This is a genomic window from Rhizobium herbae (assembly GCF_019511375.1).
Taxonomy (GTDB): domain Bacteria; phylum Pseudomonadota; class Alphaproteobacteria; order Rhizobiales; family Rhizobiaceae; genus Pararhizobium; species Pararhizobium herbae_A.
The window spans coordinates 394,034-410,623 of record NZ_JAEUAO010000003.1 but is presented as its reverse complement, the minus strand read 5'-3'; the positions used below and the strand labels follow the sequence as shown (position 1 = coordinate 410,623).

General features: G+C 59.5%; 19 protein-coding genes and 2 pseudogenes. 14 read left to right on the top strand and 7 right to left on the bottom strand.

The window, feature by feature from the left end:
• Positions 1-17: 17 nt before the first annotated feature.
• From JNB71_RS14980 to JNB71_RS14970, 3 genes and pseudogenes are all read right to left on the bottom strand, one after another.
• Positions 18-863, bottom strand: a complete 846-nt coding sequence (locus tag JNB71_RS14980; RefSeq protein WP_220372599.1) for a transporter substrate-binding domain-containing protein — start codon at positions 861-863, stop codon at positions 18-20.
• Positions 860-1,669 (bottom strand): ABC transporter permease, encoded by an 810-nt coding sequence (locus JNB71_RS14975; protein WP_223215860.1) that lies wholly within the window; start codon positions 1,667-1,669, stop codon positions 860-862. Before JNB71_RS14975 ends, JNB71_RS14980 begins: the two co-directional genes overlap by 4 nt.
• A 4-nt stretch (positions 1,670-1,673) precedes the next feature.
• Positions 1,674-2,325, bottom strand: a pseudogene (locus tag JNB71_RS14970) (ABC transporter permease subunit).
• Between the two features lie 241 nt (positions 2,326-2,566).
• Between JNB71_RS14970 and JNB71_RS14965 the strand changes: the two are divergent.
• On the top strand, positions 2,567-3,478 hold the full coding sequence (locus JNB71_RS14965; RefSeq protein ID WP_220372940.1) for a LysR family transcriptional regulator: 912 nt from the start codon (positions 2,567-2,569) through the stop codon (positions 3,476-3,478).
• A gap of 88 nt (positions 3,479-3,566) precedes the next feature.
• Here JNB71_RS14965 and JNB71_RS14960 read toward each other — a convergent pair whose 3' ends face one another.
• A complete protein-coding gene (locus tag JNB71_RS14960; RefSeq protein ID WP_220372598.1) occupies positions 3,567-3,911 on the bottom strand; it encodes a MarR family transcriptional regulator in 345 nt (114 codons plus the stop codon).
• Positions 3,912-4,005: 94 nt separating this feature from the next.
• Here JNB71_RS14960 and JNB71_RS24460 point away from each other — a divergent pair, with 94 nt between their 5' ends.
• From JNB71_RS24460 to virB11, 13 genes are read left to right on the top strand one after another with little or no spacing between them, the layout of a single operon-like run.
• Entirely contained in the window at positions 4,006-4,527 is a 522-nt protein-coding gene (locus JNB71_RS24460; protein ID WP_223215859.1) for a hypothetical protein, read from the top strand.
• A 2-nt stretch (positions 4,528-4,529) separates the two neighbouring features.
• Positions 4,530-5,201 (top strand): type IV secretion system protein VirB1, encoded by a 672-nt coding sequence (locus JNB71_RS14955; RefSeq protein ID WP_220372597.1) that lies wholly within the window; start codon positions 4,530-4,532, stop codon positions 5,199-5,201.
• Positions 5,198-5,497, top strand: a complete 300-nt coding sequence (locus JNB71_RS14950) for a TrbC/VirB2 family protein (RefSeq protein ID WP_220372596.1) — start codon at positions 5,198-5,200, stop codon at positions 5,495-5,497. Before JNB71_RS14955 ends, JNB71_RS14950 begins: the two co-directional genes overlap by 4 nt.
• 4 nt (positions 5,498-5,501) lie before the next feature.
• Positions 5,502-5,843, top strand: coding sequence for a type IV secretion system protein VirB3 (locus JNB71_RS14945; protein ID WP_220372595.1), 342 nt, complete (start codon positions 5,502-5,504; stop codon positions 5,841-5,843).
• Positions 5,818-8,217 carry a VirB4 family type IV secretion/conjugal transfer ATPase gene (locus JNB71_RS14940; protein WP_220372594.1) on the top strand — a complete coding sequence of 800 codons (2,400 nt, stop codon included), beginning with the start codon at positions 5,818-5,820 and terminating at the stop codon, positions 8,215-8,217. The genes JNB71_RS14945 and JNB71_RS14940 overlap by 26 nt, the downstream gene beginning before the upstream one ends.
• The gene (gene virB5, locus JNB71_RS14935; RefSeq protein WP_220372593.1) at positions 8,217-8,915 is read left to right on the top strand and encodes a P-type DNA transfer protein VirB5; all 699 of its coding nucleotides are present in this window, start codon (positions 8,217-8,219) and stop codon (positions 8,913-8,915) included. Before JNB71_RS14940 ends, virB5 begins: the two co-directional genes overlap by 1 nt.
• Entirely contained in the window at positions 8,912-9,127 is a 216-nt protein-coding gene (locus JNB71_RS14930; protein WP_220372592.1) for an EexN family lipoprotein, read from the top strand. The genes virB5 and JNB71_RS14930 overlap by 4 nt, the downstream gene beginning before the upstream one ends.
• A 22-nt stretch (positions 9,128-9,149) precedes the next feature.
• Positions 9,150-10,085, top strand: coding sequence for a type IV secretion system protein (locus tag JNB71_RS14925; RefSeq protein ID WP_220372591.1), 936 nt, complete (start codon positions 9,150-9,152; stop codon positions 10,083-10,085).
• A gap of 37 nt (positions 10,086-10,122) precedes the next feature.
• Positions 10,123-10,398: a hypothetical protein gene (locus tag JNB71_RS14920; protein ID WP_220372590.1), complete on the top strand. Its 276-nt coding sequence runs from the start codon at positions 10,123-10,125 to the stop codon at positions 10,396-10,398.
• Between the two features lie 4 nt (positions 10,399-10,402).
• On the top strand, positions 10,403-11,074 hold the full coding sequence (locus JNB71_RS14915) for a virB8 family protein (RefSeq protein WP_220372589.1): 672 nt from the start codon (positions 10,403-10,405) through the stop codon (positions 11,072-11,074).
• Positions 11,074-11,925 carry a P-type conjugative transfer protein VirB9 gene (virB9, locus tag JNB71_RS14910; protein WP_220372588.1) on the top strand — a complete coding sequence of 284 codons (852 nt, stop codon included), beginning with the start codon at positions 11,074-11,076 and terminating at the stop codon, positions 11,923-11,925. Before JNB71_RS14915 ends, virB9 begins: the two co-directional genes overlap by 1 nt.
• 9 nt (positions 11,926-11,934) lie before the next feature.
• Entirely contained in the window at positions 11,935-13,107 is a 1,173-nt protein-coding gene (gene virB10, locus JNB71_RS14905; RefSeq protein WP_220372587.1) for a type IV secretion system protein VirB10, read from the top strand.
• Positions 13,108-13,117: 10 nt separating this feature from the next.
• Positions 13,118-14,107, top strand: a complete 990-nt coding sequence (gene virB11 / locus JNB71_RS14900; RefSeq protein WP_220372586.1) for a P-type DNA transfer ATPase VirB11 — start codon at positions 13,118-13,120, stop codon at positions 14,105-14,107.
• Between the two features lie 60 nt (positions 14,108-14,167).
• Here the strand turns inward: virB11 and JNB71_RS14895 are convergent.
• From JNB71_RS14895 to JNB71_RS14885, 3 genes and pseudogenes are all read right to left on the bottom strand, one after another.
• Positions 14,168-14,391, bottom strand: a pseudogene (locus JNB71_RS14895) (tetrahydrofolate dehydrogenase/cyclohydrolase catalytic domain-containing protein); the annotation flags it as partial.
• Between the two features lie 3 nt (positions 14,392-14,394).
• Positions 14,395-15,279, bottom strand: coding sequence for a formyltetrahydrofolate deformylase (purU, locus tag JNB71_RS14890; RefSeq protein ID WP_220372585.1), 885 nt, complete (start codon positions 15,277-15,279; stop codon positions 14,395-14,397).
• Positions 15,280-15,344: 65 nt separating this feature from the next.
• Positions 15,345-16,571 (bottom strand): NAD(P)/FAD-dependent oxidoreductase, encoded by a 1,227-nt coding sequence (locus JNB71_RS14885; protein ID WP_220372584.1) that lies wholly within the window; start codon positions 16,569-16,571, stop codon positions 15,345-15,347.
• Positions 16,572-16,590 lie beyond the last annotated feature (19 nt).

Sequence of the window (16,590 nt, the reverse complement as noted above, 5' to 3'; positions counted from 1 at the left end):
GCGGAGCGGAGCATGCCTCAGTTCGAAGCGTGTGGTGAAATGTCGATTTGGAACCATTGTTCGCTCAGCCGCTTCAATGTTCCGTCTCGCGTGGCGTCGTCGATGGCACTGTCGAACGCCGCGAGGAGTTCGCGATCGTCCTTCCGGAGCCCGACGCCAACGCCGGGTCCCCACAAGCCACCGGAGAGCTGTGGGCCGTACAACATCGCGATCCCCCCGTCCTTGCTGTCTAGAAAGGCTTTCCAGGTGAAATAATCGGCGAGGCCGCCGTCGATGCGCTCAGCCACGAGATCGAGATGCATGCTGTCCTGAGAGTCGTAGCTTCTGATCGTCGCAACTTTGCCGAACAATTCGTTGAGCACCGCTTCCGAATTCGATGATCGCAGGACGCCGAGGTTTTTGCCGGTGAGCGCCGCTCTAAGCTGATCGATGACTGCCTGCTTTGGCGTGTCAATGTTCGTGAGATTAAGCTTGATTGCCGTGTCGGTGGGCGGAAGATTCACATCCTTGCGTATGACGAGCTGGTTGAAGCCTCCGGCATAGGGCCTGGAAAAAGCGATCGATTTCTTCCGCTTCTCGGTTATCGCCATGCCGGAGATGATGGCATCGAACTTTCCAACGGTTAGGGCCGGTATGATTCCGTCCCAGTCCTGGGGCACGAAAGTGCATTCGACATTCATGCGCCGGCAGAGATCGCGAGCAACATCGATGTCAAAGCCGGCCAGCTCGCCCTCGGCATTGATTGCATTCCAAGGCGGCGAAGCACCTTCAGAGGCGATAGTGAGTGTCTTCCTGTCCATCGCTCCTAAGTTGTTGGCGCAGATGACAAGAGCACATAGGGCAAGCAGGAATGTTCGTTTCACGAGATAATCCTTTCATCGTTGGGTTTGACTGTGGTGTTCCGGAGATCAGGTTCCGCGCCAAGTTTCGTGGGTGCGAACGCTGGCTTTGGCATGCGCTCCTTGATGCCGGTAGCGTTTGCATTGGGCTGCTTGCTTGGTCGCGCCCAGTACATTTCAAGGATCTGGAACGCTTGCGTGATCAGGAGAGTGAGCAGCAGATAAAGAGCGCCCGCGACAATGAAGACCTCGTATGGCGCGAATGTCTCGGAAACGAGCTGCCGGGCGAGGCCGGTTATCTCAAGCAGGGTGATGGTGCTGGCGAGGGAACTTGCTTTCAGCATCCCAATCACCTCGTTTACATAAGCTGGAAGAGCGATGCGGATCGACAGCGGAAACACGATCAGCCGCGCCGTATGGTAGCCGGACAAACCCAAGGCTTTCGCCGCTTCCACCTGTCCACGCGGAACCGCCTGGATTCCACCGCGGAGGACCTCCGTGGTATGGGCGGTGCTATTCAAGGTGAACGCAATAAATGCGCACCAGAATGGTTCTCGCATCACTGTCCAGAGAAAGCTCTGGCGGACGAGGGGAAGCTGTCCGATCCCGTAGTAAATCAGGAAAAGCTGTACCAGCAGCGGCGTGCCGCGGAAGGCATAGGTATATGCCAGGACCGGTGCAGAGGCCCACGGATTGGATGACGCACGCAGGAAGGCGAGCGGGATCGAGATCACAAAACCTGCAGCAAGCGCCGCGAACGTGAGAGCCAAAGTGAGAACGAGGCCGCGGGGAAGGGTGAGAAGCGCTTCAAGTGCGATGGCGGTATTCATCGCTTCAACCTTTCGCCAGGGGGAGAGAGTACCGACGCTCAATCAGCCTGAACGAAAGCAGGGAAAGGCTTGTCAGGGTAAGATAGATCGCAGATGCGGCGAGGTAGAAGGGAAGGGGAGCGCGCAACGAGCCAGCCCCTATATAGGCGACGCGCATGACGTCCGTCAGCCCGACGACGGAGATCAGTGACGTATCCTTTATCAAGGAGATACAAAGATTGCAGAAGGCAGGCAAAGCGATCGGGATCATCTGGGGAATGATAATCAGAAGCCAGAGCTGCCAGCGCGAGAGCCCGAGCGCCATCGCGGCCTCTCGTTGGCCCGGTGCAACTGCATTGATCGCTCCACGAAATATCTCTGCCGCGTATCCACTGAACACGACCGTCAATGCCGTGACGCCGGCCGCGAACGCATTGATCTCGATGTAGCGGCCCACAACCGCGCTCAAGAGGGCTGTTCCCCCGAAATACATGAGAAGGATGATGAGAAGTTCAGGAACACCGCGGATGACGCCCGTGTAGGCCCGCATGCAAGCGGCGCGAGTTCCGGAGAATTGCGATAAGCAATCCTAATATGGTTCCCAGCACACAGCTCAAGAAGAAAACAAGCAGTGTATTTATCAGCCCGAGGAGGAATTGATCTAGGAAGCCGTACAATTAGTCCTCCAGAAAAGTTTAATATTGGACTGGTGATCGCGAACTAAATCGCTATAATTCCGATATAGACACAGTTTTAACCAATGGTCGACGATATATAGTGTTTCAACCAGCGATTAACATTGCGCTTATCCGAAAATATACTTTGACTTGCCGTAGTCAATTTATAAGATGCAGGAACTTTCGATAAGCGGAGCTTATGAGCCTTAAGCTGCTCGACTACACCAAGGGGTATTTAATGATGGATATCACTGGCTCCGGAGTGAGGGTTCGCCAGCTTCAGATCTTGCGGGAGGTTATGCGTGCCGGCTCGGAAAGGCTGGCAGCACAGGTGTTGCGAATAACACAGCCGGCGGTCAGCCAAAACATCAAGCAGCTGGAGGAGACGATCGGATTCGCGCTCTTCCGTCGGGAAAACAATAGGCTGATCCCCACCACCAAGGCATGGGAATTTCTGCGCACGATCGATGCGGCCTTTGCCGGTCTTGATCGAATTGGGCCGTCAATCGAATTCTTGCGGAACAACGATACGCGTCTGATCGGCATCGCGGCACCAAGTGCCTTCTCATTCGTAACCTTGCCGAGGGTGGTCAGAAGGATCCGCGAGAAAAGCCGTTCTTACGCAGTTCAGGTGAAAACGGGCACTTACCAGCAGATTGCAGATCATGTGCTAAACGGTCGCGTGGATCTCGGCATCTCGCGATTGCCCGTTGATGAACGCATCCTTGATTGGATGCCGATCGGCTCTGCCACCAACGTATGTCTTTTCCCGGCAAATCACCGATTTAAGACACAGCAGGTTGTCACCGCCGAAGATCTTGTCGGTGAGGCTATTGTCGACATCGATCCACAGTTTGCGTCTCACCAAATGAGCGTCAATGCCCTTCGATATATGGGAACGGCGCCCGAGATCGTCGTGGAATATGACGCCAACGGCCATGATATCGGATATGTCATGGCAGGGATCGGCGTCTCGATTACGAATGAGATTGTCGCGAAGGAATATGCCAATTTCGGCGTCGAGTTCCGACCGTTCCAGCCAGGAGCGGTATATCACTATGTCGTTGTCTGGCAAAAAGATCGAAAGATGAGTGATAGCCTTAGATTTGCAGTGGAACAGATCGCTGTGGCTGCGGGAGATCGGGCTGCATAAATCTCAATCAAGTTGCAGGTGCAACCACGCCGCCCGTTTCTCAGTGTGAGTTTAGTGCAGCCGCCCACTCGGGGTTCACTGGGCGATGTTACCCGAGCTTCAACTTCTCGATGATTTCCGGACCGAACTCGTATTGCCAAGCCGTTCCACGCCCTGCCGAATTCTTCACGATCGTTTCCCGAAGAATGCCGCGTGCAACGAGCGGATCAATCGATTCCTTCACCGTGTTGCGCGTCATTCCCGTCACTTCCTTGATGTTCGCGAGGGTAAGCTTCTCGTGCCGCTGGTGCATCAGGTAGAGCACCGTCATCATGCCGACCTGCTTCAGGCGCGACTGCGGCGTCTCTCCTTCGACCGGTTTGTCGAGAACTTCCTCCAGGGTGAGGGCCGAAAACCGTTGGGCCTGCAATTCCGGCTTGCGTGTGCTTGTCATCGGTCAAACTATAAGATATTTGATAGTATAACGAGTCGCGAAGTCGCGAGCCGATCGGCTCCGAGGTGCGGCGCACCGGTGAAGGGTGGTGATCATGATAAAGGCTCTCTTGAAGGCATTCGTTGCTACAGCCAGTCTAGCGTCAACCTCTCTCGTTTTCGATAGTAAAGGCCGCGCGGATGACTGGGGATGCGAGGTTATCCTCTGCCTTTCCAACCCTGGAGGCGCGACGCAATACGCAGAATGCCGGCCACCGGTCGAAAAGCTCTGGCGCGAACTCGCGAAAGGGCATTCATTTCCGAGCTGCAGCGGGGTGGGTTTCCAGGCTTCTCGGCCGCGATATGAGCCCTACTATTGCGATGCGGGCTACCGGCTGACGACTCGCTACGGCGATCGCGGGCAGGAGGCGAGTTGTGTCTCGACGACGCCGCAGACCGTTGCCAGCAGTGAGTGCTACTCCCACGGAGGCAATGCGGGATTCTCTTCCAGTTGGCATTGGAATGGCGGAGGACGTCAATGCCAGCGCTATGTGACTATACGGCCCCATGTCCGCTCGCAACCGCATTACATCGATGTGACGATCGACGGGGTTGGACGCCAAAGGGTGTGGTACTGAGCATGCCCGTCTCCTTTATAGATCTCGCACAGACTTGCGCGCCGCTTATTGCGGTCGAGACTCTAGCAGGCGTGGTGAGCCTCGAGAGCCGCTTCGCCGCCTACAACATTCGCATCAACAGCGGCGCGCCGCTCGCCAGGCAGCCGAAGTCGAAGGCCGAGGCGATCGAGGTTGCGACGGCACTCGCCGCAGAGCGGCAAGACATTCAGCTGGGCCTCGGTGGGGTAGGGATAGAAGAGCTTCGGAAGCTGAAGCTCTCGATCTCCGACGCGTTCGACCCGTGCCTGAACCTTCAAGGCACCGCCGTGCTGCTCGATGGCTACTATCGGCTCGCTATCAAGGCTGGCGCCGAACCGAATCTTGCCGAGCAGGTGATGCTGCAATCCTGGTACGGGCGGGACGATCCCTCTGTCGGCGCCATGGTCAAGTACGACGAGCAGGTCCGCCAGGAAGTCAAGCGCCTCCGCAAAACTCTCGCGATGCTGACGATCGAAGATGGTGGGGAGGGCAGGAGGTCGAACGAAACAACGGCTGTCGATGTCGCCGTCGAAGCCCAGAGCGATGATCCACCCGTCGATCAGACCGCGTCCCCGCCGACATGGGATGTTTTCAGTTCGCGACGGAAATCTTCCGTCCTCGTGTTTCAGAACAGTCAAATGGAGCAGAGTGAATGACTTTAAGTTCCCGTATCCGCCCGATTGCCGCCTCCAGCCTCATGGCCGCAGCCATCGTGATCACCCTAGTCGAGCCGGCCTTTGCACAAGCCGCCGGCATCGAGACCGTGTTGCAGAACATTGTCGATATGCTGACCGGCAATATCGCCAAGCTGCTGGCGGTCATCGCGGTGATCGTGATCTGCATCGCCTGGATGTTCGGTTACATGGACCTGAGAAGGGCAGGCTTCTGGATCATCGGCATCGGCGGCATCTTCGGCGCGACCGAACTCGTCAACACCATCGTCGGGAGCTGACGGGATGACGAATGCGCGGCCGGCGCTCGAGGAAGACACCCTGTTCATCGCCTGCACCCGACCGGCGATGATTGCCGGGGTCACGATGGAGGCCATGGGCATGAACATCATGCTCACGACCATTCTCTACATCGTCGCCGGTTCGATTGCCTACTTGGCTGTCGGCGTTGTCTTTCATTTCGTGTTCCGAACGCTGGTCAAGCACGACCACAACATGTTCCGCATCCTGCTGGCCTGGGTGGAGACGCGCGGGCGGTCGCGGAACAGCTCCTATTGGGGCGGGGCGACCGTGTCGCCGCTCAGGGTCGCCCGCCGTTTCGATGAAAGGGATCTCGCCATTGCCTAGCATTGCGACGCTTAAAGCTCGGGAACTCGGTCCGGAGACCTTCATCCCCTATGTCCGTCACGTCGACGAGTCGACCGTCGCGCTCGACTCCCGCACGCTGATGGTGATGGTCGCGCTCGAAGGCGTCTCCTTCGAGACCGCGGATATTCTCGATTTGAACGCCCTCCATCGCGACCTCAATACGTTCTATCGGAACATCGCCGACGAGCGGCTTTCCTTGTGGACCCATCTCATCCGCCGCCGGGACAGCGACTATCCCGAGGGCGCCTTCGGGACACCTTTCTCGGCCGCGCTCAACGACAAATACCGCGCGCGCATGGTGCGCGATGACCTGTTCCGCAACGACCTCTATCTGACGATCCTCTGGTCTCCAGCTCTCGATCCCACTGAGAAGGCAGCGAAGCTGTTGTCGCGGCTGCGACGGTCCCGTCGGGCGGGTGTCGAACTGGATGAGGAAGCTCTCAAGCAGCTTCGGGACAAGCTCATAGACGTCACCGCGGCGTTGAACCGCTTCGAGCCGCGCGTGTTGTCGCTCTACGAACACGATGGCCTCATGTTCTCGGAACCGAGTGAGGTGCTGCACCAGATCGTCGGCGGACGCCGGGAGCCGATCCCGTTAACAGAGGGGCGCATCGCCTCGGCAATCTACTCTGATCGCGTCATTGTCGGCCGCGAAACGATCGAAATCCGCCACGAGGCAACAAGCCGCTATGCCGGCATGCTGAGCTTCAAGGAATATCCGGCCCGAACCAGGACAGGCATGCTCGACGGCGTGCTCACCAGTCCCTTCGAGCTCATCCTGTCACAATCCTTCTCCTTCGTCTCGAAGGCGGACGCCCGCGCGGTCATGGGCCGCAAGCAGAACCAGATGGTCAGCAGCGGTGACAAGGCGGCCTCGCAGATCGAGGAGCTCGACGAGGCCATGGACGATCTGGAGTCCAACCGGTTCGTGCTCGGCGAGCACCATCTGACACTCTCCATCTTTGCTTCATCCGTGAAGGACCTGACCGACAATCTCGCCAAGGCGCGCGCCAGTCTGACCAGCGGCGGCGCCGTCGTCGCGCGCGAGGATCTCGGCCTCGAAGCGGCCTGGTGGGCGCAGTTGCCCGGCAACTTTCGCTATCGCGCCCGGTCCGGGGCGATCACGTCACGCAACTTTGCCGCGTTGTCGCCCTTCCATTCCTATCCGATCGGCCAGAAGGACGGCAACGAATGGGGACCGGCCGTCGCTTTGCTCAAGACGGCTTCGGGCTCGCCATACTACTTCAATTTCCACTACGGCGATCTCGGCAACACCTTTGTCTGCGGGCCGTCAGGCGCCGGTAAGACGGTGCTCCTCAACTTCATGCTGTCACAGCTGGAAAAACACGATCCGCATGTGGTGTTTTTCGACAAGGACAGGGGAGCCGATCTCTACGTGCGCGCCGCCGGCGGCACCTATCTGCCCCTCAAGAACGGCATTTCTACCGGCTGCGCCCCCTTGAAGGCCCTTGATCTCACGCCGGAGAACAAGGTGTTCCTCACCCGCTGGGTCGGCAAGCTCGTCGTCTCGGCCTCGCGGGAACTGACCGTGACTGAACTCCGCGACATTGCGTCCGCCATCGACGGGCTCGCCGACCTGCCGGTCGAGCGTCGGACGATCGGCGCGCTCAGGACTTTCCTCAACAACACCGATCCGGAAGGGATTGCCGCACGGCTGCGGCGATGGGAGAGGGGAGGGCCGCTCGGCTGGGTCTTCGACAACACCATCGAGGACATCGGCTTCGGCGAATTTGGCCTCAGTGGCAAGTTCGTCGGTTATGACATGACTGACTTCCTCGACAACGAGGAGATCCGCACGCCGCTGATGGCCTATCTCTTCCATCGCGTCGAGCAATTGATCGACGGTCGCAGGATCATCATCGTCATCGACGAGTTCTGGAAGGCGCTCCAGGACGAAGGCTTTCGCGATCTTGCCCAGAACAAGCTCAAGACCATCCGCAAGCAGAATGGGCTCATGCTCTTCGCCACGCAGAGCCCACGCGACGCGATCATCTCGCCGATCGCGCACACAATTATCGAGCAATGCCCGACGCAGATCTTCCTGCCGAATTCCCGTGGCGATCGCGGCGACTATGTCGACGGCTTCAAGCTCACCGACCGCGAATACGAGCTGATCGCGCGCGAACTCTCCGTCGAGAGCCGGCGGTTCGTGTTGAAACAGGGCCACAACAGCGTCGTCGCCGAGTTGAACCTCAGCGGTTTCGATGACGAACTCGCCATCCTTTCCGGCCGGACTGCCAATGTCGAGCTTGCCGACGCGATCCGTGCGGAGGTCGGCGACAACACTCAGAACTGGCTTCCGATTTTCCAGCAAAGAAGGAGTGCGAGCTGATGGCTTCCTATCGACTTCACGGTATAGCCCTTGCGGCGGCGCTCATCCTTTCCGCAGGCACTGCGGCAGGGCAGGGAATTCCGGTGATCGACCAGACGGCGATCGCCAAGCAGATCGAGAGCATCGCGCAGTTGAAGTCACAACTCGACGCGCTCAATCAGCAGATCGAGCAAGCACAGCAGCTCTACGGCTCGCTCAACAAGCTGACCGATATGGCGGATGTCGCAAGCGTCCTCAACGATCCGGCCATCCGCAAGGCCTTGCCGGCAGACTTCGATGCCATCGAGGGGCTGTTCACGGGCAATGACACCGGCATCTTCGGGGGCTCGGCCTCAAAATTCCTCGAGGGCAATACGACCTATCGGACCAGTGCTGACGACTTTTATGCGCAGGAGCTTTCCCGCATTCAGAACAAGAATGCCGGGCAGATGAGCCTCGGACAGCAGATTTACGATGCCGCGACCAAACGGATCGACGGTATAGACCAGTTGCGCGAGAAGATATCGACAGCGAGCGATGTCAAGGATATCGCCGACCTCCAGGCGCGACTTCAAGCCGAGACGGCGTTCGTGCAGACCGACGTCCTGCGCATGGAAGGCTTGCGGATGGTGCAGCAGGCCCAGGCGCAGGTCGAGGAACAGCGCAAGGCCGAGGACTGGCGCCAGCGCATGGACGCAATGGGAGCCGCTCTGCAATGAGGCTGCACTTTCTTTCTGTTGTTCTCATCGTTCTCACCGCTTGCTCCAAGGAATTCGAGCGCGTCTATACCGTCGATGACCTGATGGCCGACAAAGCGCTACTTGCCGACGTGATCGGCAAATGCCGCCGCAATCCGGGTGAGTTGGGCAACACTCCGAATTGCCAAAACGCTGCGGCCGCAGATTTCAGGGCACGTCTTGAACGCAGGTAAGGGGCGCTCGGAGGTAAAAACCGTGTATCAAGTCTTCGCCTTTGTCGACGGACAGTTCAAGGCACCGCTCGAGAACTTCATTGCCTCGGGAACGTCGAACATCGCCGAGTGGGTCGCTGGCCCGCTGACGGCAGCGGTCACCCTTTACGTGGTGCTCTATGGCTATCTCGTGCTGCGAGGTTCCGTCCAGGAGCCGATCCTCGATTTCGCCTTCCGCGCAATCAAGCTCGCCATCATCGTCATGCTGGTGAAGAACGCCAGCGAATACCAGACCTACGTCACCAACATCTTCTTTGACGTCCTTCCGCGCGAAATCTCCCAAGCGCTGAATACCGGCATGAGGCCAAACGCTTCGACCTTTGACGGCCTACTCGACAAGGGACAACAGTGCGCCAAAGAGATCTGGGCGCGTGCCTCCTGGCCTATCGACATCGTCAGCGGCACCAGCGGCATGCTCGTGATCGGCGCAAGCTTCATTGTCGCCGCTATAGGGTACATCGTCTCGCTCTATGCCAGGCTGGCGCTTGCCATCGTGCTGGCGATCGGCCCGATCTTCGTGGCGCTCGCGATGTTCCAGTCGACGCGGCGCTTCACAGAAGCCTGGATCGGGCAGCTTGCGAACTTCGTGATCCTGCAAGTGCTCGTCGTCGCCGTCGGCTCGCTGCTGATCACCTCAGTTGACACGACCTTTTCGGCGATCAATGGCTATAGCGATGTGCTGATGCGGCCGATCGCGCTCGGCGCCATCTGCTTCGCCGCCCTCTACGTCTTTTACCAGCTTCCTGGCATCGCCTCGGCACTTGCCGCGGGCGGGGCGACGTTGACTTACGGTTATGGTGCGACGCGTGAAGCGCACGAGAGCATGCTTGCCCGTGCCACCTCACATGGCTTCCGTGCCGCTGGCCGCGGAGTTCGCGCGGTCGGACGGACATTCAGATCGAAAGGCTCCAGCTCATGACGCCCTTCGCACGAACAAGAAGAAGGCCTTTCACGGAATGATCAAACCAATATTGCTGTTATGTGTGGCGGCTGCTCTCAGCGGCTGCGCATCGATGACTTATCCGCTCGCAAAGTGCGACGGATATTCGCGCCGGCCGCTCAATCGCTCGATGTGGCAGTGGAAGGACAATAGCAACCTCAAACAGAAACATTCGGATGCGCGCCCGGCAACCTCGTCGCGTGTGGCCACTGCCTATGCCGAAGAGGGGAGGGAGGCGGCAGCCTTCACCAGTTTCGACATCGATGCCTCGTACCGTCGCTGCGAGGGGTAGCACCATGGTTTCGACGGACGATCTCAAGAGCTATTTCGAGAAGACACGGCGTTTCGATCAGGATCGCCTGCTCCAGGTGGAGCGATCGAACCGCATCGCCTGGTCGATTGCCATCGGTGCCAGCATCATCGCCGGTGCCTCGATCTTCGCGATTGCGGGGCTTACGCCGCTCAAGACCGTGGAACCCTTTGTCATCAGGGTCGACAATTCGACCGGCATCGTCGATGTCGTCTCGGCTCTGACGTCGACGGCCGGCACCTATGACGAAGCCGTCACTAAATACTTCGCAGCCAAATATGTTCGCGCCCGGGAAGGCTATGTCTGGAGTGAGGCGGAAGAGAATTTCCGGTCGATCGCGCTGTTGTCGACGCAAGCAGAGCAGACTCGGTTCGCGGCGCTCTATCGTGGCAGCAACCCCGAATCGCCGCAGAACATCTACGGTCGCGGCGCGACCGCCAAGGTTAACATCGCCTCGATCTCGCTGATCAACCGGAACGTCGTTTCGGTTCGTTACATGCGCACGATCACCCGCGGCGATGACGTCCGCACGACCCACTTGGTTGCGACGCTCACCTTTACCTATGCCAACGTCCCCATGTCGTCGACGGATCGGCTGGTAAATCCCCTCGGATTTGCCGTCAGCGAATACCGGGCCGATCCGGAGGCGGTCAACTGATGCGAAACACAATCATCCTGACCCTGCTCCTTACCGGAGCCGCATCGGCGGCGTTCGCCCTGGAAATCCCGCGCGGCGCATCGCAGGACAGCCGCGTTCGCTTTGTCGATTACCAACCCTACAACATCACCCGCATCGTCGGTTCGTTGCGCTCGTCGGTGCAGGTCGAGTTCGCGGCGGACGAGGAAATTGCTCATGTCGCTCTCGGCAATAGCGTTGCATGGGAGGTGGCGCCCGCCGGCAACATCCTCTTCCTGAAACCGCGCGAGCACCAGCCCGTTACCAACATCTCCGTCGTGACGACGCGTAGGGACGGGTCCACGCGCAGCTACCAGATGGAGCTGACGGTCCGAGACGGGACGGTCGAGGTCGGCCAGAACACCTATTTCTATGTCAAATACCGATACCCGGCCGACGAGGCCGAACGCCGGCGGCAGGCGGCCGCGGCGCGCGCGCTCGCAACTCAGGCGAAGGAGGCCGACAATGTGTTGGCTCTGCACGAATCCTCCGGGCCTCGGAACTGGCGTTACTCCGCACAAGGCGCGCAGGCGCTCGAGCCGCAAAGCGTCTACGACAACGGCAAGATCACCACCTTTGCCTTTATCGGAAATCAGGAAATGCCGGCAATCTACATCGAGAACTCCGATGGCTCGGAAAGTCTCGTTCCAAAGTCAGTCGACGGCAATCTGGTAATGGTCCACGCCATCAGCCGGAAGTTCATCTTGCGCAAGGGAGGGGACGTGCTCTGCGTCTTCAACGAGGCTTACGACCTTATCGGCATCAATCCCGGCACCAACACGACCTCGCCCTCCGTTGAGCGCGTCGTGAAAACCGGAACCACAGCGCAGTAGGGGATTGTCATGGTTCAGCAAGACGAGAACCGCATACCGGGCGAACGCGCCGAGACAGTCACCGGCAGGCGGATCGACAACAATCCCGCCCTGAAGCGCGGCGCAGTGGCAATCGCCGTTGTTGCCTTTGTCGCCTTCGCCCTTTGGTCGATGAGTGGTGAAAGGAAAAAGCAGGAAAGCGCCCCAGCCGAGCGGGTGGTCATTCGCCAGACCACAGACTTCGAACCCGCCAAGGAGAAGCTGGAACCGGTTCTGGCAATACCGGAGGTGAAGCTGCCGACGCCGGTCGTAGCCGAGGAGGTCAAGAAGGAAGATCCGTTGCTTGACTCGGCGCGTCGTGCGCCCGTCATGGCCTATAGCGGACAGAAGAATCCAACCGCGCGCCGGGAGAACAATGAAACGGCTGCGTCGCCGAATTCCAGCTACCTGCCGCTCGATGCCAATTTCATGAGCCAAAATAACCAGACCAATAGTGACGAGCAAAGGTTCAACGGATTGCTGAGACCGACGCAGCTCGAGGGCTCACGCGCCGGCACGCTCGGCAACCGCGATTTCATCGTCGCGATGGGGACATCGATCCCCTGCGTGCTGGAAACAGCGCTGGCGTCCGATCAACCGGGCTTCACCAGTTGCGTCATCAACCGCGACGTCCTCTCGGACAATGGCCGGGTCGTCCTGATGGAAAAGGGTACCCAGGTCGTCGGTGAATATCGCGGCGGGCTTCAGCGCGGGCAAAAGCGGCTGTTCGTTCTGTGGAACCGGGCAAAAACGCCGAAAGGGGTCATCGTCACCCTCGCGTCACCTGCCACCGACGCTCTCGGCCGCGCCGGCATGGACGGCTATGTCGAGATCCATTGGTGGGAGCGGTTCGGCAGCGCGCTCCTCCTCTCCATCGTTGGCGACGCGACGAGCTATGCAAACAGCCGCCTGCAGGACAGCGACGTCGACGCCCAGAACACCTCGAGCGCCGGCCAGCGGGCCGCCGCGATTGCGGTCGAACAATCGATCAACATTCCTCCCACGCTCCTGAAGCACCAGGGAGAACTCGTCTCGATCTTTGTTGCCCGCGACCTCGACTTTTCCGGTGTGTACAGGCTCCGCCTGACCGAGCCAAGGAACCGAATTCTCGACCGGGCGGTTCTGGGAGACTTCAGACCGCCATCGACGTTGGTGACGAAGTAGGGTTGGGGCGATGACCGAGGGGCCTGACGCGACTGTGGTGCGTGAACTGCTCTTTCCGTTCGCGCCGTTCCTGGATGACAGGTCGCTCTACGAAGTGATCGTCAATCGGCCCGGGCAAGTATTAACGGAGGGCGCCGGCGGATGGCGGACCCATGATGTGCCGGAGCTTACCTTCGAAAAGCTGATGCGCCTTGCCCGGGCCGTGGCCAGTTTCTCCCATCAATCCATCGATGTAACGCGACCAATCCTGTCGGCGACGCTGCCGAGTGACGAACGGATCCAGATCGTGATTCCGCCTGCGACCACCAGGAACACTGTCAGCATCACCATCCGAAAGCCGTCGTCGGTCACATTCACGCTCGACGATCTGGAGGAGAGGAAGTTTTTCGCCGAGACGCGAGCAGCCAACGAAGGCACGCCCACGCGCGAGGAGAATTTGCTGGCGCATTACCGCGCCGGTCGATTCAAGGATTTTCTGCGGGAAGCCGTCATTGCGCGGAAAAACATCATCATCTCGGGCGCGACCGGATCGGCCAAGACGACGCTCTCGAAGGCGCTGATCAAGCACATCCCGGAGCAAGAGCGGATCATTTCGATCGAGGACACCCCTGAACTGGTTATTCCCCAGCCCAACCACGTGCGCCTGTTCTATTCGAAAGGCGGCCAGGGACTTTCAGGCGCTGGTCCTAAAGACTTACTGGAATCGTGCCTTCGCATGCGGCCGGACCGCATTCTGCTGCAGGAGCTGCGCGATGGCACGGCCTTCTCTTATGTCCGCAATGTCAATTCCGGTCACCCAGGATCAATAACCACGGTGCATGCAGATTCCGCCGAGCTCGCCTTCCAGCAGTTGACGCTTCTCGTGAAGGAATCGGAAGGGGGTCGTAATTTAGATCGTGAAGACATCGATAAACTGTTGAGGGTTTCGATCGACGTCATTGTTCAGTGCAAGCGAATGAACGGGCAGTTCCGCGCAGCAGAAATCTATTTTCGGGTTTGACAATTTTGTATTTCCGTCGGCGCCAACAACAGAACGAAGCGCTTAAAAGGGGACTCGCGGCTTCGTGTCGGCCGGCAGCATGTGCTGGACGGACTTGAAGCCGCATTCCTTGGCCATGCGGCTCTTGGAGCCGACATAGGCGTGGCTTGCCGGATCGTCGCCGATGATGATGACCGCAAGTCCGGGCTTGAAGCCGCTTCCTTCTCCAACGCCACGGCCGCAGTCTTCACCGCGTCAATCACGGAAGCGACAACCCGCTTCCCATCGATAATGGTGGCCGTCATCGATCAGCCCATGCGCTCCGAAGCGAAGGAGCCCGGGCTTGCCGGGAAGACGACGGTGCGGTTGCCGTTGATGAAGGTGCGATGATGAATGTGCGCGTGCACGGCGCGGGCCAGCACCTGGCTTTCGACGTCGCGACCGATCGAGACGTAGTCTTCGGCCGACTGCGCATGGGTGATGCGGGCGATGTCCTGCTCGATGATCGGACCTTCGTCGAGATCCGCGGTAACATAGTGCGCCGTCGCGCCGATCAGCTTCACGCCGCGCTCATAGGCCTGCTTGTAGGGATTAGCGCCCTTGAATGACGGCAGGAAGGAGTGGTGGATGTTGATGATCTGGCCGGACATCTTCTGGCAGATGGCATCGGACAGGATCTGCATGTAGCGGGCCAGCACGATCAGCTCCGTGCCGGTCTGCTCGACCACGTCCATCATGCGGGCCTCCGCCTGGGCCTTGTTGGCCTTGGTGACGGGAATGTGATGGAATGGGATGTCGTGGTTGACGACAACCTTCTGGTAGTCGAAGTGGTTGGAAATGACGCCGACGATGTCGATCGGCAGCGCGCCGATCTTCCAGCGGTAGAGCAGGTCGTTGAGACAATGGCCGAAGCGCGACACCATCAACAACACCTTCATGCGGTTTTCGCTCTCGTGGAATTCGTATTCCATCTCGAAGGGGACGGCGACGGCGGCGAAATCAGCGCTGATCGCCGAACCGGAAAGCCCCTCTTCGGAAATGAAGCTGACGCGCATGAAGAACCTGCCGGTATCGAGGTCGTCGAACTGCGAGCTGTCGATGATGTTGCAGCCCTTCTCGGCCAGATAGCTCGAAATCGCCGCAACGATGCCGCGCGTCGATTTGCAGGATACGGTGAGTACATGGGTGGTCATGACTGTCCTCAGTCGAACCGCCATCGAGCGGTCTATTCAAGTTGATATTGACAGGGTGGGGGGGATCAGGCGGCGAGCAGTTGTTTCAGCTTGACCTCCGGTGCGGCGAGCGCTGCCGGATCTGGATGACGGCCGGCGGCAATCAGCATCTCGGCGAGCCGGATATCGCGAGCGATCGCGTTGCCCGGTCCGACGCCGCTCGCGGCAAGCAGGCGGCCATCGGCGTCAAGATGAAAGAGGATGAACGCCTCGGTCGACAGATTGCGTCGAACCGTCGTTACAGCCCCCTCGGCAAGCCCCGCGATCTGCAGCGTCAGGTCGTACTGATCCGACCAGAACCACGGCACAGCGGCGCTGGTTTCTTGTGCGCCCATCATGTTGGCGCCGGCAAGCGCGCCCTGCTCATGCGCATTGCGCCAGGACTCTAGCCGGATACGCCGACCGCCGTAGTGACCGATTGGAAAGGAGCAACAGTCCCCGGCCGCGAAGATATCGGGATCGCTTGTTTGCAGATGCTGATCGACCGCGATGCCGTTGTCGATGACAAGACCGGCCGCATCGGCGAGCGCCACATTCGGAATCGAGCCGATACCGAGGACCAGAAGGTTGGCCGCAATCACCCGGCCGTCTTCCAGCGAGATGCGCACGTCACTCGACCGTTCATTGATCGCGGCTATTTTGATACCGAAGAGAAGCTCCACGCCCGCGCCGCGATGGCGGTTGCAGACCACCTCGGCGATTTCGGCTGGGACGCCGCGGGTAAGAACGCGCGGCAGGCCTTCGAGAATCGTGACGCTTGCGCCGAGTTTTCGGGCGCTAGCGGCAAGCTCCAGGCCGATGAAACCGCCGCCGATGATCGCAATATGGTTGCCTTCGGCCATGTGCGGGCGGATGGCCGAGGCATCGCCATAGCTGCGCAGGACGCGGATGCGGCCGTCCGAGCACGGCGCCGCCGGCAGTTCCCGTGCACTGGCACCAGTGGCCAGAAGAAGCTTGTCGTACGGAAGCCGGGAGCCGTTCGAGAGTGCTACGTTTCTTCCGTTCCTGTCGATTGCAGTCACCGACTCCCCGATCACTATCCGGATGCGCTCCGCCTCGAAGTGGGCGGCATCGGCAACGAAAGTCGGCCGGGCGCCCGCGACGATGGCATCCTTGGAGAGTGGTGGCCGCTCGTAGGGCAAGAGCGGTTCCGTACCGACGAGTGTGACTGCGCCGTCGAAACCCCGTTCACGCAGCGCAAAGGCTGCGCGTGCGCCGCATTCCCCGGCGCCTACGATGACAAAAGAGGACATGACCAAGCCTCGCATGTGA